Source organism: Streptomyces sp. SDT5-1 (assembly GCF_052245995.1).
Classification (GTDB): Bacteria; Actinomycetota; Actinomycetes; order Streptomycetales; family Streptomycetaceae; genus Streptomyces.
In genome coordinates, this window is sequence record NZ_CM125963.1 from 2,681,876 (window position 1) to 2,707,659 (window position 25,784).

A 25,784-nucleotide genomic window follows, 5' to 3' on the forward strand; every position below is an offset into this window, starting at 1 on the left:
CTTCGTCTGCTCATTAACGACGCGAGTTGATCGCCTCGTACACCATCCCGACGAGCAGGTCGTCGGCGTCCCTGCGGCCGAACTCGGAGGCCGCGCGGGACATCTCGTACAGCCGGTGCGGGTCGGCGAGCACGGGCAGGACGTTGTCCTGGACCCACTCGGGGGTCAGCTCCGCGTCGTCGACCAGCAGGCCGCCGCCGGCCTTGACCACCGGCTGGGCGTTGAGCCGCTGTTCGCCGTTGCCGATGGGCAGCGGGACGTAGGCGGCGGGGAGCCCGACGGCGGAGAGTTCGGCGACGGTCATCGCGCCCGCGCGGCAGAGCATCATGTCGGCCGCCGCGTACGCGAGGTCCATCCGGTCCACGTACGGTACCGGGATGTACGGGGGCATTCCCGGCATCTGCTGGACCTGCGGCAGTTCGTTCTTGGGGCCGACCACGTGCAGCACCTGGATGCCGGACTGCTGGAGCCGCGGCACGACCCGGGTCACGACCTCGTTCAGGTGCCGGGCGCCCTGCGAGCCGCCGGAGACGAGCAGCGTCGGCAGGTTCGGGTCGAGCCCGAACGCGGCGCGCGCCTCGGGCCGCATCTGCGCCCGGTCGAGCATGGCGATGGTGCGGCGCAGCGGGATGCCGATGTAGCGGGAGCCGCGCAGCTTGGAGTCCGGCGTGGAGACCGCGACCCGCTCCGCGTACCGGGAGCCGATCTTGTTGGCCAGGCCGGGCCGCGCGTTGGCCTCGTGCACCACGATCGGGACGCCGGCGCGCTTGGCGGCGAGGTAGCCGGGCAGCGCGACGTAGCCGCCGAAGCCGACCACGCAGTCCGCCTTGGTGCGCTCCAGGATCTGCTCGGCCGCCTTGATGGTGCCGCGCAGCCGCCCCGGCACGGTGATCAGCTCGGGGGTGGGCTTGCGCGGCAGCGGTACGGCGGGGATCAGCGCCAGGTCGTAGCCGCGCTCCGGCACGAGACGGGTCTCAAGGCCGCGTTCCGTGCCCAGGGCCGTGATGCCCACGGTCGGGTCCTGCCTGCGCAGGGCGTCCGCGAGGGCGAGCGCCGGCTCGATGTGGCCGGCGGTCCCCCCACCGGCGAGTACGACATGCACCGAAATTCACCGCTCTCTGGACGGACGCGCTGAGGCGCGCCGTCGCATCGTGTTCCATCTCATCCCCCGGCCTCCCGTACTGTGCCGCATGGCGAGGGCCGCCCGCGCAGCGGGCTCGTCGCGCGCGAACGCGATCAGGAGTCCCACGGCGAACATGGTCGGAAGCAGCGCGGACCCCCCGTACGAGAACAGCGGGAGCGGGACTCCGGCGATCGGCAGCAGGCCGAGCACCGCACCGATGTTGACCACGGCCTGGGCCGTGATCCACGTCGTCACGCCTCCCGCGGCATAGCGAACGAAGGGGTCCTCCGTGCGTCCGGCCACGCGGATACCCGCATAGCCTAGAGCCGCGAACAGGGCGAGCACCGACAGCGTCCCCGCCAGGCCCAGTTCCTCACCGGTGATGGCAAAGATGAAGTCGGTGTGCGCTTCGGGAAGTTGTCCCCATTTTTCCACACTCGCTCCGAGGCCCGAACCGAAGAGTCCCCCGGAGGCCAGGGCGTAGATCCCGTGGAGTCCCTGCCAGCACATGTCGCCGGGGCCGGCGTCGGAGCTGCCGAGGCAGGCGAGGCGGGCCATGCGGTTCGGGCTGGTCTTGATGAGGATCAGGCCGATCACCGCGGCCACCGAGAGCACGCCCACGAAGAGCCTGGTCGGGGCGCCCGCCGTCCACAGCAGGCCGAAGAGGATCGCCGTGAGCAGGATCGCGGTGCCCATGTCGCCGCCGAGCATGATCAGCCCGAGCAGCATGAAGGCCACCGGGACGAGCGGCACGAGCATGTGCTTCCACTGCGTCAACAGCCGCTTGTCGTGCTTGCGCGCCAGCAGGTCGGCACCCCAGAGGATCAACGCCAGCTTCCCGAACTCGCTCGGCTGGAGCATGAAGGGGCCGCCGAGCGAGATCCAGTTCTGGTTGCCGTTGATCGACACTCCTATCCCCGGCACCTGCACGAGGACCATCAGGAAGACGCTGACGGCGAGGATCGGGTAGGCGAGCGCCCGGTGCAGCTTCACGGGCATCCGCATCGCGATCAGCAGCAGTACGCCGCCGATCACGGCCGCGACGAACTGCTTGCGGAAGAAGTACGAGCTGGACAGGCCCATCTGGAGGGCCGTGATCATCGACGCCGAGTAGACCATGACGAGGCCCAGCACGGTGAGGAGCAGCGCGGCCCCGATGATCAGGTAGTACGCGGTGAGCGGCCGGTCCCAGGCGCGCTTGGCCTGGGTGTACAGCCGGCGCACGGGGTTGACGCGGGCCCGGTAGACCTTGCTGGTCCGCCGGGGCGGCGCCGCGGGGCGCCCGGTCGTGCGGGGAGGGCTGCTACCGGCCATGACCGTCCCCCACCGCTGAGCCGTACGTCTGCGCTGCCACGTTCCCCTCCCGAAGGGTGCCCGGCGTCACCGGGCGCCCTCTCGAGCCCCGTCAGACGCTGGTGGCGCCCAGTTCGCGGACCGCTTCCGCGAACGCCTCGCCACGCTTGTTGTAGTTGGTGAACATGTCCATCGACGCGCAGGCCGGGGCCATCAGCACGGTGTCCCCTTCGCGGGCGAGCCGCGCGGCCTCCTGGACCGCCGCCGACATCGCCCCAGTGTCGGTCCGGTCGAGGTCGACGACCGGTACTTCCGGGGCGTGTCGCTCCAGGGCTTCGCGGATCAGGGCGCGGTCGGCGCCGATCAGGACGACGCCGCGCAGCCGCTTCGCCGCGCCCGTGACCAGCTCGTCGAAGGTGGCGCCCTTGGCGAGGCCGCCCGCGATCCACACGATGGACTCGTAGGAGGCCAACGACGCCTGGGCGGCGTGGGTGTTGGTCGCCTTGGAGTCGTCCACGTAGGCGACGCCGTCGACGTCGGCGACGTGGGCGATGCGGTGGGCGTCGGGGCGGAAGTTGCGCAGGCCCTCGCGTACGGCCTGGGGCTCGACGCCGAAGGCGCGGGCGAGGGCGGCGGCGGCGAGCGCGTTGGCGATGTTGTGCGGGGCCGGCGGGTTGACGTCGGAGACCTCGGCGAGCTCCTGGGCGTTCTTCTGCCGGTTCTCGACGAAGGCGCGGTCGACCAGGATGTCGTCCACGACGCCGAGTTCGGAGGGGCCCGGGGTACCGAGGGTGAAGCCGATGGCGCGGCAGCCCTCCTCGACGTCCGCCTTCTCGACGAGCTTCTCCGTCGCCTTGTCGGCCACGTTGTAGACGCACGCGACCTGGTTGCCCTCGTAGATGCGGCCCTTGTCGGCGGCGTACGCCTCCATGGAGCCGTGCCAGTCGAGGTGGTCGGGCGCCAGGTTGAGCACGGCGCCGGAGTGGGCGCGCAGGGACGGGGCCCAGTGCAGCTGGTACGAGGACAGCTCGACGGCGAACACGTCGTAGGCGTCGTCGCCCTGGAGGACGACGTCGATGATCGGGGTGCCGATGTTGCCGACGGCGGCCGTGCGCAGGCCCGCGGCCTCCAGGATCGACGCGAGCATCTGCGTCGTCGTGGTCTTGCCGTTGGTGCCGGTGATCGCGAGCCAGGGCGCCGCGTTCGGGCCGCGCAGGCGCCAGGCGATCTCGACGTCGCCGACGACGTCGACGCCCGCGGCTGCGGCCTCGGCGAACAGCGGCGATGTGGGCTTCCAGCCCGGGGACGTCACGACCAGGTCGGTGCCGTCGGGCAGCGTGGTCGAGTCGCCGAGCTGGACGGAAATCCCCGCTTCATTAAGAAGAGCGGCCTTTTCGCGGTGCGCCTCGCTGTCGCCGCCGTCCACGACGGTCACCGACGCGCCGAAGCCGGCCAGGGCGCGGGCGGCGCTGACGCCGCTCACGCCGAGACCGGCGACGGTGATGTTCTTGCCGTGCCAGGTGTCCTGGAACGTGGTCACTTCTTGGCTGCCCATCCTGCGTAGAAGAGGCCGAGTCCGACGATCACGCACATGCCCTGGATGATCCAGAACCGGACCACCACAAGGACTTCGGACCACCCCTTGAGTTCGAAGTGGTGTTGCAGTGGCGCCATGCGGAAGACGCGCTTGCCGGTGAGGCGGAACGAGCCGACCTGGATGACCACGGACATCGTGATGAGCACGAACAGGCCGCCGAGCAGGGCGAGCAGCAGTTCGGTGCGGGAGCAGATCGCGAGGCCCGCGAGCGCGCCGCCGAGGGCGAGCGAGCCGGTGTCGCCCATGAAGATCTTGGCGGGCGACGTGTTCCACCACAGGAAGCCGAAACAGGCGCCCATCAGGGCCGATGCGACCACAGCCAGGTCGAGCGGGTCTCTGACCTCGAAACAGGCCGCCGGGTTGGTGAGGGTCTGCGCGTTGGCGCAGGACTCCTGGAACTGCCAGACACCGATGAAGGTGTACGCGCCGAAGACCATCACGGAGGCGCCGGTGGCGAGGCCGTCGAGGCCGTCCGTCAGGTTCACGCCGTTCGACATCGCGAGGATCATGAACAGCGCCCAGACCACGAACAGGACCGGGCCGATCGACCAGCCGAAGTCCTCCACGAAGGAGAGCTTGGTGGAGGCGGGCGTATTGCCGCGCACGTCCGCGAACTGCAGGGAGATCACCGCGAAGGCGATGCCGACGATCAGCTGCCCGGCCATCTTGGCCTTGGCTCTGAGGCCGAGCGAACGCCGCTTGACGATCTTGATGTAGTCGTCGAGGAAGCCGACGAGGCCCATGCCCGCCATCAGGCCGAGCACCAGCAGACCTGAGAGGGTCGGCGCGGCGCCGGTGATCAGCTTGCTGAGGAAGTACGCGATGAGGGTCGCCAGGATGAAGGCGATACCACCCATGGTCGGCGTGCCGCGCTTGCTGTGGTGCTCGCGCGGGCCGTCGTCACGGATGAACTGCCCGTAGCCCTTGCGCGCGAGGAGCTTGATCAGCAGTGGCGTTCCGGCGAGCGTCAGGAAGAGACCGATGACGCCCGCGAACAGGATCTGCTTCATCATCAGGCATCAACCCCACCCTGCGTGTCGGAGAGCAGCGCCTGTGCCACGCTCTCCAGGCCCACGGACCTGGATGCCTTCACGAGCACGACGTCTCCCGGGCGCAGCTCGCTGCGCAGCAGGTCGATCGCCGCCTGTGCGTCGGACACGTGCACCGACTCCTCACCCCACGAACCCTCGTTATAGGCGCCCAGCTGCAACCAGGACGCTTCCCTGCCCCCGACCGCAACGAGCTTGCTGACGTTGAGCCGGACGGCGAGCCGTCCGACCGCGTCGTGCTCGTTCAGCGACTCGTCGCCGAGCTCGGCCATCTGCCCGAGCACCGCCCACGTCCGGCGCCCCTTGCCCATGGCCACCAGCGCGCGCAAGGCCGCTCGCATGGACTCGGGGTTCGCGTTGTAGGCGTCGTTGACGATCGTGACGCCGTCCGAGCGCTCGGTGACCTCCATGCGCCAGCGGGACAGGTTGCCCGCCTCGGAGAGCGCGAGGGCGATCTCCTCCACGGACATGCCAAGGTCATGGGCGACGGCGGCCGCGGCGAGCGCGTTCGACACGTGGTGCTCACCGTACAGGCGCAAGGTCACGTCGCTGCACCCGGAGGGTGTGTGCAGGCTGAATGCGGGCTGTCCGGTGTCCGTGAGACGGACGTTCTCCGCACGGATGTCGGCGTTGTCCGCCTCTCCGAAGAAGAGCACCTTCGCCTTCGTGCGCGAGGCCATGGCGCGCACCAGCGGGTCGTCGGCGTTGAGGATCGCGGTGCCGTCCTCGGGCAGCGACTCGACGAGTTCGCCCTTCGCCTGTGCGATCTGCTCGCGGCCGCCGAACTCGCCGATGTGCGCGGTCCCGACGTTCAGGACGACGCCCACCTTCGGGGGCGTGAGGCCGGTCAGGTACCTGATGTGGCCGATGCCGCGGGCGCCCATCTCCAGGACGAGGAACTTCGTCTCGTCGGTGGCGGTCAGAGCGGTCAGCGGCAGGCCGATCTCGTTGTTGAACGAGCCGGGAGTGAACACCGTGTCGGCCTTGCGGCGCAGCACCTGGGCGATCAGGTCCTTGGTGCTGGTCTTGCCGGCCGAGCCGGTGAGGCCGACGAGGGTGGCGCCGAGCCGGGCGACGACGTGCCGGGCGAGCGCGCCGAGCGCCTTCTGCACGTCGTCGACGACGATGGCGGGGACGCCGACGGGCCGGGAGGCCAGCACGGCGACGGCGCCCTTGTCGACGACCTCGCGCGCGTAGTCGTGGCCGTCGACCCGCTCGCCGACGAAGGCGGCGAACAGGCTTCCGGGCTCGATCTTGCGCGAGTCGATGACGACGGGCCCGGTGACTCGGACCTGCGGGTCCGGTATGTCGTACGGCTGCCCGCCGACGGCTGAGGCGATCTCGGCGAGGGAGAGGGCGATCACAACTTCATCCCTGGGTCTTCTGGTGGTCGACGGTGGCTTCGATGGCCGCCCTGAGCACCTGGCGGTCGTCGAACGGGCGGACCACACCGGCGATGTCCTGGCCCTGCTCGTGGCCCTTGCCGGCGACGAGCACCGTGTCGCCGGGCTCGGCGCGCGCCACGGCGGCGGCGATGGCGGCGGCGCGGTCCTCGAAGACGGCGACGTCGCCGCGCTCGTGGGCCGGCACGTCGGCGGCACCGGTCAGCATCGTGGCGAGGATCGCGAGGGGGTCCTCGGAGCGCGGGTTGTCGGAGGTGAGGATGGCCGAGTCGGCGAACCGCGCGGCGGCGGCGCCCATCGGCATCCGCTTGGTCCTGTCGCGGTCGCCGCCGCAGCCGAGCACGATGTGCAGCTTGTTCTCGGTGACCTTGCGCAGCGCCTTCAGGACGGACTCGACGGCGTCGGTCTTGTGCGCGTAGTCGACGACGGCGAGGTACTTCTGGCCCGCCTCGACGCGCTCCAGGCGGCCGGGCACGCCGGGCACCGCGGCGACGCCGTCGGCCGCGGTCTGCGGGTCGAGTCCGGCGACGGCGAGGGTGACGATCGCGGCGAGGGTGTTCGCGACGTTGAAGGGGCCGGGCAGCGGCGCCTTGGCGGTGATCCGCTCGCCCTTGGGGCCGACGACGGTCAACGTCGAGCCCAGCTGGCCGACTTCGACGTCCTCGGCGCGCCAGTCGGCGTCCGGGTGGCCCTCGGCGGAGAAGGTGACGACGGGGACCTCGGCCTCGTCGACGAGCCGGCGTCCGTACTCGTCGTCGAAGTTCACGACGCCCTGTTTGCTGCGTGCCTTCGTGAACAGCTGCGCCTTCGCCTGGAAGTAGTCCTCCATGTCGGAGTGGAACTCCATGTGCTCAGGGCTCAGGTTGTTGAAGACCGCGACGTCGAAGACGCAGCCGTCGACCCGGCCGAGCACGAGGGCGTGGCTGGAGACCTCCATGGCGACGGCGTCGGTGCCGCGCTCGCGCATGACCGCGAACAGCGCCTGGAGGTCGGTGGCTTCGGGGGTGGTGCGCTCGGACTTGATCCGCTCGTCGCCGATGCGCATCTCGACGGTGCCGATGAGACCGGTGCTGCGCACGGTCCTCAGCCCGCCCTCGATGAGGTACGCGGTGGTGGTCTTGCCGGACGTACCGGTGATGCCGATCTGGAGCAGGTCCTTGCCGGGGTGGCCGTAGATAGTGGCGGCGAGCTCGCCCATCCGGCTGCGCGGGTTCTCCACGACGAGCGGCACGAGTCCGGCCTCGGCGACGCGCTCGGCGCCCGCCGGGTCGGTGAGCGCCGCGACGGCGCCGAGCGATGCGGCCTGCGCGGCGAAGTCGGCGCCGTGCGCGCGGGCTCCTGGCAGGGCCGCGTACAGGTCGCCGGGGCGCACCGCACGGGAGTCGTGGGTGATGCCGGTGACCTCTGCTGCGGCCTGGGGCGCGGTCACACCCAGTTGATCGGCGAGATCCGCGAGGGGTGTGGCGGAGACCTCGACCGGTCGCGGCGGCCCGGGGTACGTCACGGGTGCGCCCTTCTGGGTGGTTTGGGACTGATCAGCGTGTGGCACGGCGTGAGCGTACCGGGCCCACCCCCCGCCGGGCGAAGCGAGGGGCGTGGCGTGGGGCGGTTCCCCGGATCGGGGGTGACGGCCGTCACGAGGATCACCGGCGGTCATGGCTTGAACGTGACGGGCAGCCGGGCCGGCTTCTCGCCGGTGGGCGGGGCCTGAAGGGTCTTCAGGGCGAACTCCATGACCTTCTTGTAGATCGGGCCGCAGATCTGGCCGCCGAAGTAGCCGCCCTTGGTCGCGTTCTGGATGGCGCAGTAGACGGTGACGCGCGGCTTGTCGGCGGGCGCGAAACCGGCGAACGACGACGTGTACCCCTTGTAGCGGCCGGTGGCCGGATCCACGCGGTTGGCCGTACCGGTCTTGCCCGCGACCCGGTAGCCGGGGATGCGGGCCTTGGTGCCGGTGCCCTCTTCGTCGTCGACCACGGACTCGAGCATCTGTGCGACGGTCTTGGCCGTCTTCTTGCTGACGACGCGGGTCTCCTTGGGCTTGGGCGCGGGCGTGAACCGCCCGTCGGGGCCCTTGGAGCCGCGTACGAGGGTGGGCTCGACCCGTACGCCGTCGTTGGCGATGGTCGAGTACACGGACGCGGCCTGCATCGCGTTGATGGAGAAACCCTGGCCGAAAGGAATCGTGTACTGCTGCGACGTGGACCACTTGTCGGCGGGCGCGAGGATGCCGGAGGTCTCGCCGGGGAAGCCGAGCCCGCTCTCCTGGCCGATGCCGAACTTGCGCAGGTACGAGTAGAGCGACCGGTTGGCCGCCGGCTGCGTCTTGCCCAGCTGGCCCGTCGCCAGGATGGTGCCGATGTTGCTGGACTTGGCGAGCACGCCGTTGAGCGTGAGGTGCCAGGTCGGGTGGTCGACGTCGTCCTGGAAGAGCCGGTCGCCGCGGTGCAGCCGGTTGGGAACGGTGACGTGGGTGCCGGGCGTGGCGGCCTTCTCCTCGAGGACGGCCGCCATCGACATGACCTTGGCGGTGGAGCCGGGCTCGTACGCGTCCTGGAGGGCGGCGTTGCCGAGGGCCTCCGCCTTGGCGTCCGCCAGGTCGTTCGGGTCGAAGCCGGGCGCGTTGGCCATGGCGAGGACCTCGCCCGTCTTCGTGTCCTGGACGACGACGTAGCCGCGGTCCGCCTTCGACTTCTTGACCTGCTCGTCGATGGCGTTCTGGGCGGCCCACTGGATGTCGCGGTCGAGGGTCAGCTCGACGTCGGAGCCGGGCACCGCGGGCTGCTCGGTGGTGCCGGCGGTCGGCACCTGCTGGCCGCCGGACTGGGCGTAGCGGATCTTGCCCGCCTTGCCCGCGAGCTCCTTGTCGAGCTGCTGCTCGATGCCGCCGCCGCCCTTGCCGTCGGCGTTGACCCAGCCGAGGACGCCCGCGGCGAGGTCGCCGTTCGGGTAGACGCGCTTGCTGCTGGGGTCGGCGACGACGCCGGAGAGCACGCTCGCCTCGCGGCCCGCGGCGTTCGCCTTCTCGTTCAGCGTGGTCCTGAGGTCCTTGATCTGCTTCCAGACCTGCGGCGTCTGCCGCGCGGCGAGCCGCACGTAGCGGGTGTTCTTCGTCCTCAGCTTCTTGGTCAGCTCGTCCGCGTCGACGCCGATGATCGGCGAGAGCAGCGCGGCCGCCTGCTCCGGCGCGTCGTCGACCTTGGTCGCCTTCTTCGTGAAGAGCGTCGGGTCGGCGGTGATGTCGTACGCGTCCACGCTCGCGGCGAGATCGACGCCGCTGCGGTCCGTGATGCCGCCGCGCTCGGCCGCGATGGAGTGGCTGACGTACCGGTTCAGGGAGGCCTTCGCCGCGTACGCGCTGGCGTCGACGCCCTGCACCTGGAAGAGGCGTACGACGAAGACCAGCAGGACGAGAGTGAGGCCCAGGCTCACCATGCGCAGGCGCGGCCGGGGGCTGCCGAGCCGCAGCGTGGAGGGCGCCTTCTGCTTCGGCTTGGGCCTCGGCGGGGCGGGGCGCGGGCGGCGGGCTGCGGGGCGCTGCGCGGGGCGGCCCTTGGCGGCCGCCTTGGGCGCGGGCTTGGGCGCGGGCCTTCCGGTGCGCGGCGGGCGCGCGGGGCCTGGCACGCGGCGGCGCGGGGGCTCCCTGTCGGTCATGGCGTCACCTGCCGGTGCTCGAAGGGGAGGGCGTGGCCGAGGAGTTCGGACTCGTCGACGCGGACGGTGTGGTGGAGGGCGAGGCGCTCGGGGACGGGGACGCGCTCGCGGCGTCCGGGGTCTGCGGGGTCGGAGTGGGCGTCGGCTCAGGGCGCGGCGGGGCGGGCGGCCCCGCGGCCGGGCTCGGCATGCCCTTCACGGTGCCGTTCAGGTCGAGGAACGCCGGGTCGCCGCCGGGCACCATGCCGAGCTCGCCCGCGCGGCGCCGGAGCGCGTCGGGCGCCGAGTAGGAGTCGACCTCCCGCTGGAGCTCCTGCTCGTCGTCGGTCAGCTCGGTGGTCTGCTTCTTCAGCTTGGTGAGCTGGAACGAGCCCTCGTTGAGCGAGGAGTTCAGCATCAGGAGCGTGATGAGCCCGCCGCCGAGCAGCAGCACGACGAGCAGGACGAACGGGGTGCGCGCGGCCTGTGTGCCGCCGGACGAGCCGAGCGGAAGCAGCCGCGCGAGGCGGGCGGCCCTGCCGCGCAGCGAACCTTTCGAGCCACTGCTGGCGCTCATGACCACCCCTCCACGCGCGCGTACGTCACTCGGCCGTCACCCCTCGACATCCTCGCGGATGCGCTGCGCACCCCGCAGCCGTGCCGGGGCGGCCCGGCGGTTCTCCGCGACCTCTTCCTCCGTGGGGAGTTCGGCGCCGCGCGTGAGCAGCTTGAGGCGGGGCTGGTACTGCTCGGGGACGACCGGCAGGCCGGGCGGCGCCGTGTTGCTCGCTCCGGCCGCGAACACCTGCTTGACCAGGCGGTCTTCCAACGAGTGGTACGACAGGACGGCGATCCGGCCGCCGACCGCGAGCGACTTCACGGCGCCCGGGATCGCCCGCTCCAGGACGCTCAGCTCGCCGTTGACCTCGATGCGCAGGGCCTGGAAGGTGCGCTTGGCCGGGTTGCCGCCGGTGCGCTTGGCGGCCTGCGGCAGCGAGTCGCGGATCAGCTCGACGAGCCGGGCGCTGGTGCTGAACGGCTCCTTCTCGCGCTCCCGCACGATGGCCGAAACAATGCGCTTGGCCTGCTTCTCCTCGCCGTACTGGCGCAGGATCCGCACCAGTTCGCCCGCCGGGTACGTGTTGAGCACCTCGGCGGCGCTCATTCCGGTCGTCTGGTCCATGCGCATGTCGAGCGGCGCGTCCTGCGCGTAGGCGAAGCCGCGGTCGGCCTCGTCGAGCTGCATGGAGGAGACGCCGAGGTCGAAAAGGACGCCCTGCACCTTCGGGATGCCCAACCGGTCGAGGACCTCGGGCAGTTCGTCGTAGACCGCGTGCACGAGGGTGGCGCGGTCACCGAAGGGCTCCAGGCGCTCGCCGGACAGCCGCAGCGCTTCCTTGTCGCGGTCGAGGGCGACGAGGCGGCACGAGGGGAACGTGGAGAGCAGCGCCTCGCTGTGCCCGCCGAGGCCGAGCGTGCAGTCGACGACGACCGCACCCGGCTGGGCCAGCGCCGGGGCCAACATGTCCAAGCAGCGCTGGAGCATGACCGGAACGTGTCGCTGTCCCTCCCGTCGCCCACCCCCGCCCTTCTGAGGAAGCGCTTCGCGCCCGTTCATTCCTGGTCCCTCTCAGGTCCGGCGTGGGGACGTACGCACTGCCGGGTCCCCGCCCGCTCGTGAAGGGGAAGGTGGTCCGTCGGCGCCGGGGAAGGGACGCCGGCCGACCGGAGCGGGAGGAGGCCGAGCCGTACGTACGCGCCGCGCACGCGGGGAGCTTTCCGGACGTGCCGGGCGGCAGTTCCGGGATCTCCGTGTTGCATCGTTGCGTGGTTGTCTGGGGTCGGCGTCACTTTAGTCCACCGTGCCCGCCGGTCAATCAACCGGTCGATCAACCGGAGCGCGCGTCGCGGCCGGCCCGCCCGGAGCTCGCGCGGACGGCGGATTCACCCGAGCGGCCCAGGTCGCACGGGTCGCGGGGAGCGCTCTGTGGAGTCGCTCACAACAAGGCTCAATGATGTTCTTTGTCCGCTCTCACAGCGGGCCGCGACCAGGCGTGACGGCTACCGTCATTGCCATGACGACTTCTGCTCACCTCCCCTCCGAGGCCCCCTCCGAAGGCGCCATACCGGCCGACGGCACCGTCACCGACCGGCTCGTCGACGCGAACGAGCGGTACGCCGCGGAGTTCACCGACCCCGGCATGGACGCCCGCCCCGTGCTGCGCGTCGCGGTCGTCGCGTGCATGGACGCCCGCCTCGACCTGCACGCCGCCCTCGGCCTCGAACTCGGCGACTGCCACACGATCCGCAACGCGGGCGGCGTCGTCACCGACGACGTGATCCGCTCCCTGACCATCAGCCAGCGCGCGCTCGGCACCCGCAGCGTGGTCCTCATCCACCACAGCAACTGCGGACTCGAAGGCCTGTCCGACGACTTCAGGACCGACCTGGAGATGGAGGTCGGCCAGCGCCCCACGTGGGCGGTCGAGGGCTTCCGCGACGTCGACCAGGACGTGCGCCAGTCGATCCAGAAGGTGCGGACCTCTCCGTTCCTGCTGCACACCGACGACGTGCGCGGCTTCGTCTTCGACGTGAAGACGGGCCTGCTGCGGGAGATCACGCCATCCTGAACCTGACAAAAGGCCCTAAGCCCTGACATATCGCGGCCAGTTGTCCACAGGCGAGTGACACGAACCGGTAACGCCAACAAGAATGCGTGTGTGACAACCGCACGAGCGGCGAACATCTCGTGCGCGCTGTCCGTGTATCGGGGTGGGCCGGTTCGCGTCATGGCGCTTCGGCCCGGAACGTACGGGCCGAGGAGGGCCGGGTGACGACCTATGACGATCGAGCGAGCCTCACTGATCTGACCACCACCGCGGAGCGCGTGCGCGGGTCGGTGGAGGCCGTGATCGAGGGCAAGCCGGAGGTCGTACGGCTCTCGTTGACCGTGCTGCTCGCCGAGGGACACCTGCTCATCGAGGATGTCCCCGGCGTCGGCAAGACGATGCTGGCGAAGGCGCTCGCGCGGTCCATCGACTGCTCGGTGCGGCGCATCCAGTTCACGCCCGACCTGCTCCCCTCGGACATCACCGGTGTGTCCATCTGGGACCAGCAGCGCCGTGACTTCGAGTTCAAGCCGGGCGCGATCTTCTCCCAGATCGTGATCGGTGACGAGATCAACCGCGCCTCCCCGAAGACGCAGTCCGCGCTCCTGGAGTCCCTGGAGGAGCGCCAGGTCACCATCGACGGCAAGACGTACGAACTGCCCAGCCCCTTCATGGTGGTGGCGACGCAGAACCCGGTCGAGATGGAGGGCACCTACCCGCTGCCCGAGGCCCAGCGCGACCGCTTCATGGCCCGCGTCTCCATCGGCTATCCGAGCCCCGAGGCCGAGCTCCAGATGCTGGACGTGCACGGCGGCGTGAACCCGCTGGACGACCTCCAGCCGGTGGCGCACGCGCACGAGATCGTGAAGCTCATCGACGCGGTGCGCACCGTCCACGTCGCCGAGGCCGTACGGCGCTACGCGGTGGACCTGGTCGCCGCCACACGCACCCACCCCGACCTCAGACTCGGCGCGTCCCCGCGCGCGACGCTGCACCTGCTGCGCGCGGCCAAGGCGGCGGCCGCCCTCGCGGGCCGCGAGTACGCGCTCCCCGACGACGTGCAGACGCTGGCCGTCGCGGTCCTGGCGCACCGTCTGCTGCCCACGGCGCAGGCCCAGTTGAACCGGCGCACCGCCGAGCAGGTCGTCCAGGACATCCTGCAGCGCACCCCGGTCCCGGCCGCCGAGCCGCGTGCCGCCCGCACCTACGACGCGACGACGCCCCCGCTGTACGGCGAGCGGCCGCCCGGCCCGCGGAGGCTCTGATGACGTCGGGGGGACACATCGGGGCGCAGGCACCGCATCCGGGGGACGGCACCGCCGAGGGCGGCGCGGGGCGGAACGTCGGCGACAGGAGCGGAGTGCGCACCGCCCTCGCGGGGCTCACCACGCGCGGCCGCTCGTTCCTCGCCGCCGGCATCGCGGCGGGCATCTGCGCGTACGTCCTGGGGCAGAGCGACCTGCTGCGGGTCGGGCTGCTGCTCGCGGTGCTTCCGCTGGTCTGCGCGGGCGTCCTGTACCGGACCCGCTACCGGGTCGCGGGCAGCCGCAGGCTCTCCCCCGCGCGCGTGCCCGCGGGTTCCGAGGCCCGCGTGCACCTGCGCATGGACAACGTGTCGCGACTGCCGACGGGCCTGCTGATGCTCCAGGACCGGGTGCCGTACGTGCTCGGGCCGCGGCCCCGCTTCGTCCTCGACCGGGTGGAGGCGGGCGGCCGCCGCGAGGTGTCCTACCGGGTCCGCTCCGACCTGCGCGGCCGCTATCCGCTGGGCCCCTTGCAGCTGCGCCTCACCGACCCCTTCGGCATGTGCGAGCTGAGCCGGTCCTTCTCCGCGTACGACAACCTGACGGTGATCCCGCGCGTGACGGCGCTGCCGCCGGTGCGGCTCGCCGGTGAGGCGAAGGGGTACGGGGACGGGCGGCAGCGCTCGCTCGCCCTGGCCGGCGAGGACGACGTGATCCCGCGCGGCTACCGGTACGGGGACGACCTGCGCCGCGTGCACTGGCGCTCCACCGCGCGCTACGGCGAGCTGATGGTGCGCCGCGAGGAGCAGCCGCAGCGCGCCCGCTGCACCGTGCTGCTCGACACCCGTGCCCCCGCCTTCCACGGCGCGGGCCCCGACTCGGCGTTCGAGTGGGCGGTGTCCGGCGCGGCCTCCGTCCTGGTGCACATGCTCGAACGGGGCTTCTCGGTCCGGCTGTTGACGGACACCGGCAGCGCGGTGCCGGGCGAGGGCGCCGACGGTTTCGCGGGCGCGAGCCAGGAGTCCGCCGACGCGGCGGGCCTGATGATGGACACGCTCGCCGTGATCGCCCACTCGGACAGCGGGACGCTCTCGGCCGCGTACGACGTGCTGCGCGGCGGCAACGAGGGGCTGCTGGTCGCCTTCTTCGGCGACCTGGACGAGGAGCAGGCCTCCGTCGTCGCGAAGATGCGCCGCCGCAGCGGTGGCGCGCTCGCCTTCCTGCTGGACGGCGACTCCTGGACGCGGGGTCCCGGGGCGCCGGTGTCGGAGCGCTGCGCCGAGCGGCTGCGGATGCTCCAGGAGGCCGGGTGGACGGCGGTGGCCGTGCCGCACGGCGGATCGCTCGAGGAGCTGTGGCGGCAGGCCGACCGGGAGCGCACGGGACTTTCGGCGCCGTCCGGCGGCCCCGACGCCCCGGACATCTCAGGGGGTTGGTCATGAGCGGCGGTGCCCGTCTGTCGATCTGCGCCACGCTGGCCACGTTCCTGGCCGCGTGCGCGCTGCTCCCGCTGGTCGACCGCTCGACCTGGCTGCCGGAGCTCGCGGTGCTGCTGGTCGTGCAGGCGGCGGTCGGCGCGCTGGCCCGCCGGGTGCCGCTGGCCCGGCCGCTCACGGTGGCGGCGCAGGCCCTGGTGTCGCTGCTGCTGCTCACCCTCCTGTTCGCCCACGAGCAGGCGGTCGCCGGTTTCCTGCCGGGCCCCGACGCGTTCCAGCACTTCGGCGCGGTGCTCCGGGAGGGCGGCGAGGACGTCGGCCGGTACGCGATTCCGGCGCCGCTGACGGACGGCATCCGGCTGATGCTGGTGGGCGGCGCGCTGGTGATCGGGCTGCTCGTGGACGCCCTCGCGGTGACGCTCCGCAGCGCGGCCCCGGCCGGTCTGCCGCTGCTCGCCCTGTACTCGGTGGCCGGCGGCCTCTCCGAGGGCGGCGCCGACTGGCTGTGGTTCCTGCTCGCGGCCGGCGGCTATCTCCTGCTGCTGCTCGCGGAGGGCCGCGACCGGCTCTCCCAGTGGGGCCGGGTCTTCGGGGGCGCGGGGCGGGCGCCCGGCGGTGCGGCGCCCGTCCAGGACGGCGGGCGCGGGGCGCTCGCGCCGGTCCGCACGGGGCGTCGCATCGGCGCGGTCGCGCTGGGCCTCGCCCTGGTGGTGCCGCTCGCGCTGCCCACCCTGGACGGCGGGCTGCTCGGCCCTTCGGGCAGCGGTGTGCGCGGCGGGGCCGGTGGCGGCGGGACGATCTCCGCGGTCAATCCGCTGGTCTCGCTCCAGAACAGCCTGAACCAGCCGGAGGACCGGGAGGTGATGACGTACCGGACGAACGCGGAGCAGACGTCCGACATGTATCTGCGGATCGTCGCGCTCGACGAGTTCGACGGCACGTCCTGGCGCCCCTCGGTGCGCAGCATCGACGACGTGCCGTCCCCGCTGCCGGACCCGCCGGGCCTCGGCGCCGATGTCCGCAGGAGCGAGGTCCGTACGACGATCTCGGCGGCCGACTGGTACGCGCAGGACTGGCTGCCGATGCCGTATCCGGCGACGAAGGTGGGGATCGACGGGCGCTGGCGCTTCGAGCGGGTCGGCCGGACCCTGGTGGGCGACCACGGGCAGACCACGCGCGGGAAGACGTACACCGTCGACAGCCTGATCGTGCGGCCGACGCCCGAGCAGCTCGCCGCGGCCGGGACACCGCCGGGCGACATGATCCGCGAGTTCACGAAGGTGCCGGCCTCGCTGCCGGACGTGGTGCGCACGACGGCCCTGAAGGTCACCGAGGGCGCGTCGAACGACTACGAGCGCGCGGTGAAGCTCCAGGACTGGTTCGCGGTCAACGGCGGCTTCACGTACAACACGGAGGTGCGGGCGGGCAGCGGTTCCGCGGCGATCGCCCGGTTCCTGCGGCAGAAGGAGGGCTTCTGCGTCCACTTCTCCTTCTCGATGGCCGCGATGGCCCGCACGCTCGGCATCCCGGCCCGCGTCGCGGTCGGCTTCACGCCGGGCGTGCCCGCGGGCGAGGGGACGTACTCGGTGGGGCTTCGGGACGCGCACGCCTGGCCCGAGCTGTACTTCGAGGGCGTCGGCTGGACCCGCTTCGAGCCGACGCCGAACCGCGGCACGACCCCGGACTACACGGTGGAGAACAGCCCCGACGGCAGCTCCAGCAACCCGGCGGCGCCCACCGAGTCCGCCTCGGCCGCGCCCGCGTCGCCCGCGCCCTCGTCGTCGCAGAGCTGCTCGCTGGCCGAGCGCAAGGAGGGCGGCTGCCAGGGCTCGTCGCCCGCCGTCGTGGGCGGCCCGCCGGACGAGGGGGCGCCGGTCGGCACGATCGTGGCGGTGTCCCTGGTGGCGCTGCTGGTCCTCGTGGTGCCGCTGCTGCCGATGCTGTGGCGCAGGCGGGTCAGGGCGGTGCGGCTCGGCGCCGCGGGCCGCTCGGACGCCGATGCGGCGGCCCGGGCCCTGGCCGCGTGGCGCGAGGTCACGGACACGGCGTGGGACCACGGCATCGGGCCGGACGAGTCGGAGACCCCGCGGAAGGCGGCGGACCGCATCGTCCGGGTCGGTGAGCTCGACCGGGAGGCCGCGGACGGCGTGCGCCGGGTGGCGGCGGCGGTGGAGCAGGTGCTGTACGCGCCGCGACCCCGGCCGGTGTCCGGTCTCGGCGAGGACGTGCGGCGCCTGTACGACGGTCTGCACGCGCACTCCAGCCGGTCGACGCGGCTGCGGGCGACGTTCGCGCCCCGCTCCGCCGTCCGGGTGGTGTGGGCGCTCGGCCGGCGCAGGGACGCGCTCGTGCTGGGCCTGCGCGGGCGGTTCGGCCGGCTGTCCCGGTCGGCCCGGCCGAACCGGCAGGAAGGCTGAGCGGGCCGATTGCGCAGAAAGGGTGACCGCGCGATGCGGTCACCCTTTGTGCATGTCTTCGTGGTGCGTGTCCACCGTGCTGTCGGTGGTGGGGCGGCGGGCCGGAGTGCGGCTCAGCGGCCGCCGCCGCCCTGCTCGTCCCTGCGGCGCTGCCAGCGCTGCTCGATGCGGTCCATCATGGAGCGCTTCTGCTTGCCCTGCCTTCGCCCTGGCTGGGCGCCCGGCACGGCTCCAGCGGCTCCGGCGGCAGACTGCTCCCCCGGCTTGGGGGCCTTGCGCCAACCGGTGACGGCGAGCACCGCACAGCCCAGCATGACGAGGAATCCCACCACGCTGATCCAGATCTGCTGCGCGACCATTCCAGCCATGAGGAGCGCGATACCCACCAGGAAGCCCACGACTGCCTGGTAGACCCGACGTCGGGTGTATGTACGCAGCCCGCTTCCCTCAAGCGCTGTCGCGAACTTGGGATCTTCGGCGTACAGCGCTCGCTCCATCTGCTCGAGCATGCGCTGCTCGTGCTCCGAGAGCGGCACGGAGTCCTCCTCATCGTGCAGTCGCCGGGGCGACCGGGGGTCCCCTTCAGGATAGGCAGGGAATCGCCCCCGTGAAACCCGCCCCTCTACGCCAACTTCGCCATTGCGGACCGTGACACGGCGCCCCGGCTCACAGGGGCGTCATGCCCCTGAGGCCGATCCGTCATGCCGAACCGTCACCTCAGATCATACGGCTCCGAGCGTCCGATCGGGGGGCCTGTGGCGTACTCCATCGATCGCTGCGCCGCTGATCAGCGGCAGCGACCGGCGGCCGGTCAGCCCTCCTCGGCCACTCGCTTCCCACCGAGCACGTGCAACTGCGTGGCCACGGCATGGAAAGCGGGCAGCTCCGCGGCGGCCGCCTCCAGCTTCAGGAGCTCCCGCACGGCGCTCGGCTCGGTGTCCACGAGGACGCCGGGGACGAGGTCGGCGAAGACCCGCACACCGTGCACCGCGCCGACGTCCACCCCGGCGCCCGCGACCAGCTCGGTGAGCTGCTCGGCGGTGAAGCGGCGCGGCACGGGGTCGCCCTCGCCCCAGCGGCCCGCCGGGTCGTCGAGCGCCTGCCGGGCTTCCTTGAAGTGCCCGGCGAGTGCCCGCGCGATGACGGCTCCGCCGAGGCCCGCGGCGAGCAGGCTGAGCACGCCGCCGGAGCGCAGCGCGCCCACCGCGTTGCGCACGCCCTCCGCGGGCTCCTCCACGTACTCGAGGACGCCGTGGCAGAGCACCGCGTCGTACCCGTCGCGCTCCACGACGTCGAACAGGCCGGAGATGTCGCCCTGGACGCCCCGCACCCGGTCGGCGACGCCGGCCTCGGCGGCGCGGCGCTCGAGGGCGAACAGCGCGTTCGGGCTCGGGTCGACGACCGTGACGCGGTGGCCAAGCTCGGCGACGGGCACCGCGAAGTTCCCGCTGCCGCCTCCGGTGTCGAGGACGTCGAGCGCCTCGCGGCCCGCCGTCTTGGCCCGCCGGTCGAGCGCGTCCTTGAGGACGTCCCAGACCACGGCGGTACGGAGGGAGGCGCGGGGCCGCGAGGAGTCGGAGCGCTGTGACGTGGTTCGCGGGTGGTGATCCGACACGGCTGGTGACTCCTCGGGGCGGCTCCGACCGGCGGCGGAGCATGTACTGGTTCGGGCGCCTCCACCCTAATGGGCGCGGCCCCGCGCCCACGCCAACCGTGCGCCGCCCCCCATCGGCGCACGGGGCGCTACCCGGCGTCCGGCACCTCCGTCCGGCCCGCGCGCCCGTCGTCCTCCTGGCGGGGCTGGGGCAGCACCGGCTGGAGCACGAGGGTGCGCTCGACGAGGCGCAGGAACATCGCCACGTCGCGCAGCAGGTCGTCGGCGTCGCGGGCGGACGCGGCGTCGCGGATGCCCGCCTCCGCGCGGGCGCGCTTGTCGGCGCCGGAGGCGAACAGGGCGCTCCACTCCGTCAGTTCGGGCGCTATCTCCGGGAGCACCTCCCAGGCGCTGCGTATCTTGGCGCGGCGCCTGGGCGTGGACTCGGGCCTGCCGCGGGCCGCGAGGACGGCGGCGGCGGTGCGCAGGGCGGCGAGGTGGGCCGTGGCGTACCGCTCGTTCGCGGTCTCGAGCACGGACGCCTCGTCGAGTCCCGCGCGGGCCTGGGCGAGCAGGTCGAGGGCCGCGGGCGGGGCGCCGGCCCGGCGGAGCACCGGGTGGACGTCGCTCGCGGGGCCGGTCGTTACGGGGGCAGGGCCGGTGGCGCCGCGGCGGCGTGGGGCAGCTGTGGTGGGTGCCTTGCGTCCAGCCATGACGAACCTCCTGTCGTCTGTGTGACGGCGCTGTGGCCGTATGTGCCCATCGTGGGGTACGCCACTGACAATCGGCTCTGACCAGGCATTTTGCTTCGCTCGGCAGTTCGGGCTAACTTTTGCACTGACCAGTCAGTTCAAAGAAGTGCCCAGGGGGGACCATGGACGGCCCGGCGAGCGGGACGACGAGCACGCGGGAGCGGGAGGCCGCGAGCGGCGCGTCCGTCGCCGCCACGGGCTTCGGCCTCAAGGGACCGCGGGGCTGGGCCTTCCGCGGCGTCGACATCGACGCGGCGGCCGGTTCCCTCGTGGCCGTCGAGGGCCCGTCCGGCAGCGGCCGCACCTGCCTGCTGCTCGCGCTGACCGGCCGGATGCGGCCGAGCGAGGGCACCGCGCGGGTCGCCGGGATGCGGCTGCCGAAGCAGATGACCGCCGTACGCAGGATGAGCGCGCTCGCGCACGTGCCCGGCGTGACGGAGCTCGACCCGGCCCTCACCGTGGCCGAGCACCTGCGGGAGCAGGCCCTGTTGCAGCGCCGGTTCGACGGCTCGCTGCGCGGACTGCTGCGCACCCCCGCCGAGCGGCGCGCCGAGGCGAGCCTGCGGATCGACGCCGCGCTCGCCGCCGCGGGCCTGGACACCGAGACGCTGCCGAAGGGCTCCCGCACCTCCGTGCGCGACCTGGAGCGCCTCGAAGCGCTGCGCCTGTCCCTGGCGCTCGCCCTCATCGGCCGCCCGCGCCTGATCGGCGTCGACGACACCGACATGAAGCTCGCGGACGCCGAGCGGGCCGAGATCTGGACACAGCTGCGCGCCGTCGCCGACGCGGGTACGACGGTCGTCGCCGTGTGCAGCGAGGCCCCCGAAGGCGCGGTCGTCGTCTCCACCGCCCCCGCCGAGCCGACGGACACCACGAACGACACCACCAGCGACACCGCGAAGGAGACGGCCGATGCGCTCGCCGAAGCTCGCCGCTCTTGAACTCAGGCGCTTCGGCAGGGGGAAGCTGCCGCGCGCGGCCCTCGTCGCGCTCCTGCTGCTCCCGCTGCTCTACGGAGCGCTCTACCTGTGGTCCTTCTGGGACCCGTACGGGCGACTCGACAAGATCCCCGTGGCGCTGGTCAACGAGGACCAGGGCGCGAAGGCCGCGGGCCAGAAGGTCACCGCGGGCGACGACATCACCAAGGGCCTCTACGACAGCGACACCTTCCAGTGGCACGAGGTCGACTCCGCGCAGGCCGAGAAGGGCGTGGAGGACGGCACGTACTACCTGTCGCTGACCATGCCGAAGGACTTCAGCAAGCGCATCGCGTCGAGCTCCGGGGACTCCCCCGAGACCGGCGCCCTTCAGGTGCGCACGAACGACGCCAACAACTACATCGTCGGGCAGATCTCCCGGACGGTCTTCTCCGAGGTGCGCTCCGCGGCGTCCAGCAACGCGTCGCGCTCCTTCCTCGACAAGATCTTCGTGTCCTTCTCCGACATCCATGACGCGACCAAGAAGGCGGCCAAGGGCGCCGACGACCTCGAGGGCGGCATCGGCAAGGCCAAGAAGGGCTCCAAGGACCTGGCCGACGGCCTGAAGGACGCCAAGAAGGGCAGCGGCGACCTGGAGTCCGGCCTGACGAAGCTCACCACGGGCGCCGGCGACCTGGAGTCGGGCTCCCGGCAGGTCGCCGACGGCACGCAGTTGCTCGCCGACAAGGTGAACGGCGCGGCCGACCAGGTGCGGCCCTTCCTGAAGGGCAACAAGAAGGCCATCGCCGACACGGCGCGGCTCGTCGCCGACTCCGCGAAGGGAGTCCGGCACAACCTGGACGACCTGGTGCGGATCGCGCCCACCGCGCGCACGGGCGCGCACGCGGGTTCCGACGCCCTGGACGCGATCTACGAGAGGCGCTGCGAGAAGTCGGTCATCGACGACCCGGCCTGCCCCGACCTCAAGAAGGCGAAGACCGCGGCGAACGACGTCGCCACGATCTCCGACGACCTGAACCGGCTCATCCAGGACGAGCACGGCGACCTCGGCGCGATGGACAGCCACCTGGCGACCCTCCAGGAGCAGTCCGAGAACCTCGCCCGGCACGCCCCGACGCTCGACCAGGACGTCGAGAACGCGGTCGCCCAGATCAACAAGCTCAACGACGGCGCCGGACAGGTCGCCGCGGGCGCCAAGAAGCTGCACACCGGCCTCGGCACCGCGCAGTCCGGTTCCGCCGAACTCGACGCCGGTGTCGGCCGCCTGACGACGGGTGCGCACGACCTGGACGGCGGCCTGTTCAAGCTGGCCGACGGCTCGGGCAAGCTCGCAGGCGGGCTGCACGACGGCGTCCAGAAGATCCCCGACTACGACAAGAAGGACCGCGACCAGCGCACCGAGGTGATGGCCGACCCGGTCAAGCTCGCCTCCCAGTCGCTGCACAAGGCGCCCAACTACGGGACGGGCTTCGCCCCGTACTTCATCCCGCTCTCCCTGTGGGTGGGCGCGATGGTCGCCTACATGCTGATCCAGCCGCTCAACCGGCGGGCCCTCGCCGTCGGCTCGTCCTCCTGGCGGGTGGCGTTCGCCGGCTGGCTCCCGGTGGCCGCGCTCGGCCTCCTCCAGGTGGCGGCCCTGATGTCCGTGCTGCACTGGGCGCTCGGCCTGGAGATGCTGCACGCGGCGGGCACGGTCGCCTTCCTCGGCCTGGTCACGGTCTGCTTCGCGGCGATCGTGCAGTGGCTGAACGCGCGCTTCGGCGCGGCGGGCCGGATCCTCGTCCTGGCCCTCCTGATGCTCCAGCTGACGTCGGCGGGCGGCACGTATCCGGTGCAGACGAGCCCCGGGTTCTTCAACGCCCTCCACCCGTTCCTGCCGATGAGCTACGTCGTGGAGGCCCTGCGGCGGCTGATATCCGGCGGCGGGCTCGGCCCGGTGTGGCAGGCCTGCGCGGTGCTCACGGCGTTCACGGTGGGCGCGCTCGCCCTGACCGCGTGGACGGCGCGCCGCAAGCAGGTGTGGACGCTGGACCGGCTGCACCCCGAGCTGAGCCTGTGAGCGCGCCCACATCGGCTCCTGTGAGAATCAGGGGCATGGAAAGCAGCACACGGCGCCAGGCCACCCGGCAGAAGCTCTACGAGGCCGCGGTCACGCTCATCGCGGAGCAGGGCTTCTCCGCGACGACGGTCGACGAGATCGCCGAGCGGGCCGGGGTCGCGAAGGGCACGGTCTACTACAACTTCGCCAGCAAGTCGGTCCTCTTCGAGGAGCTGCTGCGGCACGGCGTCGGGCTCCTCACCGCCTCCCTCCGGGAGGCGGCGCAGAGGACGGACGAGAGCGGCGGCAGCAAGGTCGACGCGCTGGACGCGATGATCCGGGCGGGCCTGGAGTTCATCGACCAGTACCCGGCCTTCACCCAGCTGTACGTGGCGGAGCTGTGGCGCACCAACCGTGCCTGGCAGTCCACGCTCGCCGTGGTCCGCCAGGACGCGGTCGCGGTGGTCGAGGGCGTGCTGCGGGCGGCCGTGGAGAGCGGCGAGCTGAGCGAGGAGATCGACGTGAAGCTCACGGCGGCGGCGCTCGTCGGCATGGTCCTCGTGGCCGCCCTGGACTGGCAGGCGTTCCAGCCGGAGCGCTCGCTCGACGACGTGCACGGCGCGCTGTCGCTGCTGCTCCAGGGGCGGGTGGGCGGCGGGCAGCCGCTGACCGGAAAGGCCTGAGGGCCGGCGCGAAAGCCCTGCCGGACCGGAACGAAACGAAGCGCCGGTCCGGCGGGGCCTGTGGTCTTTCTCAGGCCTCACCGGACCGGCGCATCCCCCGTGGATCCCCCGTCTCCCCCGTGGGATCCCCCGTTCCCCCGTTTCCCCCGTCGGACCCCCGTTCGGTCTCCCCCAGGGTCCCCCGTCCTCACTCCCGCCCTCGCGGGCGAGAGGAGCGGCAAGAGGCACTCGATCCGTTCCGCCGCCCCGTGTCGGCGGTGCCGCATCCGTGCCCCTCTCCGTGTGCTCCACTCTCCCGTCCCCGCAGGTCGGCACCCATCCGCACACCTACTCATCTCGTCGACTAGGTACGGATACTCAGGACTGCGCGCTCAGACCCAGGCGGCGGCGCTGTCAGTGGCTGCGGATAAGGTCCCTCGCATGGCACGAATTGCGGTGATCGGCGCGGGGATGGGCGCCATGGCGGCCGCCGCCCGGCTGGCCGTCGCGGGCCACCGACCGGTGGTCCTCGAGCGCGCGTCGACGTACGGCGGGGCGGTGGGCCGCTTCGAGCGCGAGGGCTTCGCGTTCGACACGGGCCCGGGGCTGCTCCACCTCCCGGCGGTCTACCGGGACCTGTTCCTCAAGACCGGCAAGGAGTCGCTGGAGGACCTCGTCGGCCTCACCCAGGTCGAGCCCGCCGTCCGGCACGTCTTCGCGGACGGCACGACCACGGACCTGCCGAACGCGCGGCGCGGTGGGGTCGCCGAGGCGCTCGACGCGGCGGTCGGCCCCGGCGCGGGCGCGCGCTGGTCGGCGTTCATGGGCCGCGCCCGGGAGGCCTGGGACCGCTCCCGGCGCCCGCTCCTCGAAGAGCCGCTGTGGCCGAACTGGGAGGTGCTGGCCGACCGCGAGCCGTACCCCGCGGTGGTGCACAAGCGGGTGCTGCGCAAGGACCGCGCGGCGCGCACGCTCGCCGAGATCGGCGCGCTGGAGCTTGGCGGGGAGCCGCGCCTCGTGGCGCTCCTGGAGCAGTACGCGCTGGCGTCGGGGCTCGATCCCCGTACGGCCCCGGCGAGCGCGGCCGTGCTGCCGTTCATGGAGCAGACCTTCGGGACGTGGGCGGTGACCGGCGGCATGCGTGCTCTCGCGGACGCCGTGCACGCGCGCTGCGTGAAGCGCAAGGTCGAGTTCAGGTTCGGTTCGGCCGTCACCCGGATCGTGGAGAAGGACGGCCGCGCGGCGGGCGTGGAGCTGGCCGACGGCACCGTGGAGGACGCCGATTTCGTGGTCGCGGGCGTCGCCCCGGGCGTCCTGGCCGGGCTGCTGCCGGAGCGCTCCCCGCGCGCCGGAGGCCCCGGCCAGCGCGAGTCGGCGTGGCCGAGCCGGCTGACCGTGCACCTCGCGCTGCGCGGCGCCCGCCCCGAGGGCACCCCGCACTGCACGGTCGTGCACGCCCGGGACCGGGACGCGGAGCTGGCGTGGCTCTTCGAGGGCGGCGCGGCGCCGAGCGGACCCACGGTGGCGGTGCTGCGCACGGGCGATCCGACGGGCGTGCCCGACGCCGAGCACGAGGCGGTCACCCTGACGGCGACCGTGCCGCACCACGCGCGCGTGGAGGAGGCCGACGTGGAGCGGCTCCTCGCGCAGGCCGAGCACGCGGTGCCGGAGCTGCGCGAGCGGTTGCTGTGGCACGAGACCGGGACACCGCAGGACATCGCCGCGGCCACCGGGGCGGAGGGCGGGGCCGTGCCCGCGCCCGCGCTCGCGGCGGCCCGCGGCGCGCTGCTGCACGCGGCGAACGGCACGGCGCTGCCGAATCTGCTGACCGTGGGCGGCTGGTCCCATCCTGGCGGCGGGCTGCCGCACGCGGGGATGTCGGGGGCGCTGGTGGCGGGCCTGATCGTGGAGGGCCCGGAGTTCCGCGGCTCTCAGTGAGTCCCGCGCGCCGGACGCCCGGCGCGCGGTCCGCCGCCGCTCGGCACGGGCGGCGGTC

Annotated in this window: 20 protein-coding genes; 8 read left to right on the forward strand and 12 right to left on the reverse strand. The window is 72.5% G+C overall.

The window, feature by feature from the left end:
* Positions 1–13 precede the first annotated feature (13 nt).
* The 9 genes from murG to rsmH form a co-directional block, all read right to left on the reverse strand.
* Positions 14–1,102: an undecaprenyldiphospho-muramoylpentapeptide beta-N-acetylglucosaminyltransferase gene (murG, locus tag ACTWJ8_RS12545; protein ID WP_356388827.1), complete on the reverse strand. Its 1,089-nt coding sequence runs from the start codon at positions 1,100–1,102 to the stop codon at positions 14–16.
* A gap of 6 nt (positions 1,103–1,108) precedes the next feature.
* Positions 1,109–2,437 (reverse strand): putative lipid II flippase FtsW, encoded by a 1,329-nt coding sequence (gene ftsW / locus ACTWJ8_RS12550; RefSeq protein WP_356388825.1) that lies wholly within the window; start codon positions 2,435–2,437, stop codon positions 1,109–1,111.
* A gap of 91 nt (positions 2,438–2,528) precedes the next feature.
* Entirely contained in the window at positions 2,529–3,971 is a 1,443-nt protein-coding gene (gene murD, locus ACTWJ8_RS12555; RefSeq protein ID WP_443263838.1) for a UDP-N-acetylmuramoyl-L-alanine--D-glutamate ligase, read from the reverse strand.
* Positions 3,953–5,026 carry a phospho-N-acetylmuramoyl-pentapeptide-transferase gene (gene mraY, locus ACTWJ8_RS12560; protein ID WP_356388821.1) on the reverse strand — a complete coding sequence of 358 codons (1,074 nt, stop codon included), beginning with the start codon at positions 5,024–5,026 and terminating at the stop codon, positions 3,953–3,955. Before mraY ends, murD begins: the two co-directional genes overlap by 19 nt.
* A complete protein-coding gene (locus ACTWJ8_RS12565; RefSeq protein WP_443263840.1) occupies positions 5,026–6,426 on the reverse strand; it encodes a UDP-N-acetylmuramoyl-tripeptide--D-alanyl-D-alanine ligase in 1,401 nt (466 codons plus the stop codon). The genes mraY and ACTWJ8_RS12565 overlap by 1 nt, the downstream gene beginning before the upstream one ends.
* Before the next feature lie 4 nt (positions 6,427–6,430).
* Positions 6,431–7,969: a UDP-N-acetylmuramoyl-L-alanyl-D-glutamate--2,6-diaminopimelate ligase gene (locus ACTWJ8_RS12570; protein WP_443263841.1), complete on the reverse strand. Its 1,539-nt coding sequence runs from the start codon at positions 7,967–7,969 to the stop codon at positions 6,431–6,433.
* Between the two features lie 149 nt (positions 7,970–8,118).
* Positions 8,119–10,119 (reverse strand): peptidoglycan D,D-transpeptidase FtsI family protein, encoded by a 2,001-nt coding sequence (locus tag ACTWJ8_RS12575; protein WP_356388815.1) that lies wholly within the window; start codon positions 10,117–10,119, stop codon positions 8,119–8,121.
* A gap of 4 nt (positions 10,120–10,123) precedes the next feature.
* Positions 10,124–10,675, reverse strand: a complete 552-nt coding sequence (locus ACTWJ8_RS12580; RefSeq protein WP_443263842.1) for a septum formation initiator family protein — start codon at positions 10,673–10,675, stop codon at positions 10,124–10,126.
* A 36-nt stretch (positions 10,676–10,711) separates the two neighbouring features.
* Positions 10,712–11,716, reverse strand: coding sequence for a 16S rRNA (cytosine(1402)-N(4))-methyltransferase RsmH (gene rsmH / locus ACTWJ8_RS12585; protein WP_356388811.1), 1,005 nt, complete (start codon positions 11,714–11,716; stop codon positions 10,712–10,714).
* Between the two features lie 394 nt (positions 11,717–12,110).
* On the opposite strand from rsmH, the gene ACTWJ8_RS12590 reads away from it, so the two are divergent.
* The 4 genes from ACTWJ8_RS12590 (at position 12,111) to ACTWJ8_RS12605 (ending at position 17,804) form a co-directional block, all read left to right on the forward strand.
* Positions 12,111–12,728, forward strand: a complete 618-nt coding sequence (locus tag ACTWJ8_RS12590) for a beta-class carbonic anhydrase (protein WP_356388809.1) — start codon at positions 12,111–12,113, stop codon at positions 12,726–12,728.
* Between the two features lie 200 nt (positions 12,729–12,928).
* Entirely contained in the window at positions 12,929–13,972 is a 1,044-nt protein-coding gene (locus tag ACTWJ8_RS12595) for an AAA family ATPase (RefSeq protein WP_443263843.1), read from the forward strand.
* Positions 13,972–15,393: a DUF58 domain-containing protein gene (locus ACTWJ8_RS12600; RefSeq protein ID WP_443263845.1), complete on the forward strand. Its 1,422-nt coding sequence runs from the start codon at positions 13,972–13,974 to the stop codon at positions 15,391–15,393. The genes ACTWJ8_RS12595 and ACTWJ8_RS12600 overlap by 1 nt, the downstream gene beginning before the upstream one ends.
* The gene (locus ACTWJ8_RS12605) at positions 15,390–17,804 is read left to right on the forward strand and encodes a transglutaminase TgpA family protein (RefSeq protein ID WP_443263846.1); all 2,415 of its coding nucleotides are present in this window, start codon (positions 15,390–15,392) and stop codon (positions 17,802–17,804) included. Before ACTWJ8_RS12600 ends, ACTWJ8_RS12605 begins: the two co-directional genes overlap by 4 nt.
* Before the next feature lie 113 nt (positions 17,805–17,917).
* Here the strand turns inward: ACTWJ8_RS12605 and ACTWJ8_RS12610 are convergent, their stop codons facing one another.
* From ACTWJ8_RS12610 to ACTWJ8_RS12620, 3 genes are all read right to left on the reverse strand, one after another.
* Positions 17,918–18,340: a DUF3040 domain-containing protein gene (locus tag ACTWJ8_RS12610; protein WP_356388802.1), complete on the reverse strand. Its 423-nt coding sequence runs from the start codon at positions 18,338–18,340 to the stop codon at positions 17,918–17,920.
* A 275-nt stretch (positions 18,341–18,615) separates the two neighbouring features.
* The gene (locus ACTWJ8_RS12615; protein WP_443263847.1) at positions 18,616–19,419 is read right to left on the reverse strand and encodes a class I SAM-dependent methyltransferase; all 804 of its coding nucleotides are present in this window, start codon (positions 19,417–19,419) and stop codon (positions 18,616–18,618) included.
* A gap of 128 nt (positions 19,420–19,547) precedes the next feature.
* Positions 19,548–20,111, reverse strand: a complete 564-nt coding sequence (locus ACTWJ8_RS12620; protein ID WP_356388798.1) for an SAV_6107 family HEPN domain-containing protein — start codon at positions 20,109–20,111, stop codon at positions 19,548–19,550.
* A gap of 161 nt (positions 20,112–20,272) precedes the next feature.
* Between ACTWJ8_RS12620 and ACTWJ8_RS12625 the strand changes: the two genes are divergently transcribed.
* The 4 genes from ACTWJ8_RS12625 (at position 20,273) to ACTWJ8_RS12640 (ending at position 25,726) form a co-directional block, all read left to right on the forward strand.
* The gene (locus ACTWJ8_RS12625; RefSeq protein ID WP_356388796.1) at positions 20,273–21,091 is read left to right on the forward strand and encodes an ATP-binding cassette domain-containing protein; all 819 of its coding nucleotides are present in this window, start codon (positions 20,273–20,275) and stop codon (positions 21,089–21,091) included.
* Positions 21,063–23,147, forward strand: coding sequence for a YhgE/Pip domain-containing protein (locus tag ACTWJ8_RS12630; RefSeq protein ID WP_356388794.1), 2,085 nt, complete (start codon positions 21,063–21,065; stop codon positions 23,145–23,147). The genes ACTWJ8_RS12625 and ACTWJ8_RS12630 overlap by 29 nt, the downstream gene beginning before the upstream one ends.
* A gap of 35 nt (positions 23,148–23,182) precedes the next feature.
* Positions 23,183–23,809, forward strand: coding sequence for a TetR/AcrR family transcriptional regulator (locus ACTWJ8_RS12635; protein WP_356388792.1), 627 nt, complete (start codon positions 23,183–23,185; stop codon positions 23,807–23,809).
* A gap of 420 nt (positions 23,810–24,229) precedes the next feature.
* A complete protein-coding gene (locus tag ACTWJ8_RS12640) occupies positions 24,230–25,726 on the forward strand; it encodes a phytoene desaturase family protein (protein WP_356388790.1) in 1,497 nt (498 codons plus the stop codon).
* The last annotated feature ends 58 nt before the right edge of the window (positions 25,727–25,784 follow it).

Coding starts and splice junctions, on each gene's coding strand:
- ACTWJ8_RS12630 (WP_356388794.1), top strand. CDS start 21,063: ATGCGCTCGCCGAAGCTCGCCGCTCTTGAACTCAGGCGCTTCGGCAGG.
- ACTWJ8_RS12575 (WP_356388815.1), bottom strand. CDS start 10,119: ATGACCGACAGGGAGCCCCCGCGCCGCCGCGTGCCAGGCCCCGCGCGC.
- ACTWJ8_RS12635 (WP_356388792.1), top strand. CDS start 23,183: ATGGAAAGCAGCACACGGCGCCAGGCCACCCGGCAGAAGCTCTACGAG.
- murD (WP_443263838.1), bottom strand. CDS start 3,971: ATGGGCAGCCAAGAAGTGACCACGTTCCAGGACACCTGGCACGGCAAG.
- rsmH (WP_356388811.1), bottom strand. CDS start 11,716: ATGAACGGGCGCGAAGCGCTTCCTCAGAAGGGCGGGGGTGGGCGACGG.
- mraY (WP_356388821.1), bottom strand. CDS start 5,026: ATGATGAAGCAGATCCTGTTCGCGGGCGTCATCGGTCTCTTCCTGACG.
- ftsW (WP_356388825.1), bottom strand. CDS start 2,437: ATGGCCGGTAGCAGCCCTCCCCGCACGACCGGGCGCCCCGCGGCGCCG.
- ACTWJ8_RS12640 (WP_356388790.1), top strand. CDS start 24,230: ATGGCACGAATTGCGGTGATCGGCGCGGGGATGGGCGCCATGGCGGCC.
- ACTWJ8_RS12600 (WP_443263845.1), top strand. CDS start 13,972: ATGACGTCGGGGGGACACATCGGGGCGCAGGCACCGCATCCGGGGGAC.
- ACTWJ8_RS12625 (WP_356388796.1), top strand. CDS start 20,273: ATGGACGGCCCGGCGAGCGGGACGACGAGCACGCGGGAGCGGGAGGCC.
- ACTWJ8_RS12580 (WP_443263842.1), bottom strand. CDS start 10,675: ATGAGCGCCAGCAGTGGCTCGAAAGGTTCGCTGCGCGGCAGGGCCGCC.
- ACTWJ8_RS12620 (WP_356388798.1), bottom strand. CDS start 20,111: ATGGCTGGACGCAAGGCACCCACCACAGCTGCCCCACGCCGCCGCGGC.
- ACTWJ8_RS12590 (WP_356388809.1), top strand. CDS start 12,111: ATGATGTTCTTTGTCCGCTCTCACAGCGGGCCGCGACCAGGCGTGACG.
- ACTWJ8_RS12605 (WP_443263846.1), top strand. CDS start 15,390: ATGAGCGGCGGTGCCCGTCTGTCGATCTGCGCCACGCTGGCCACGTTC.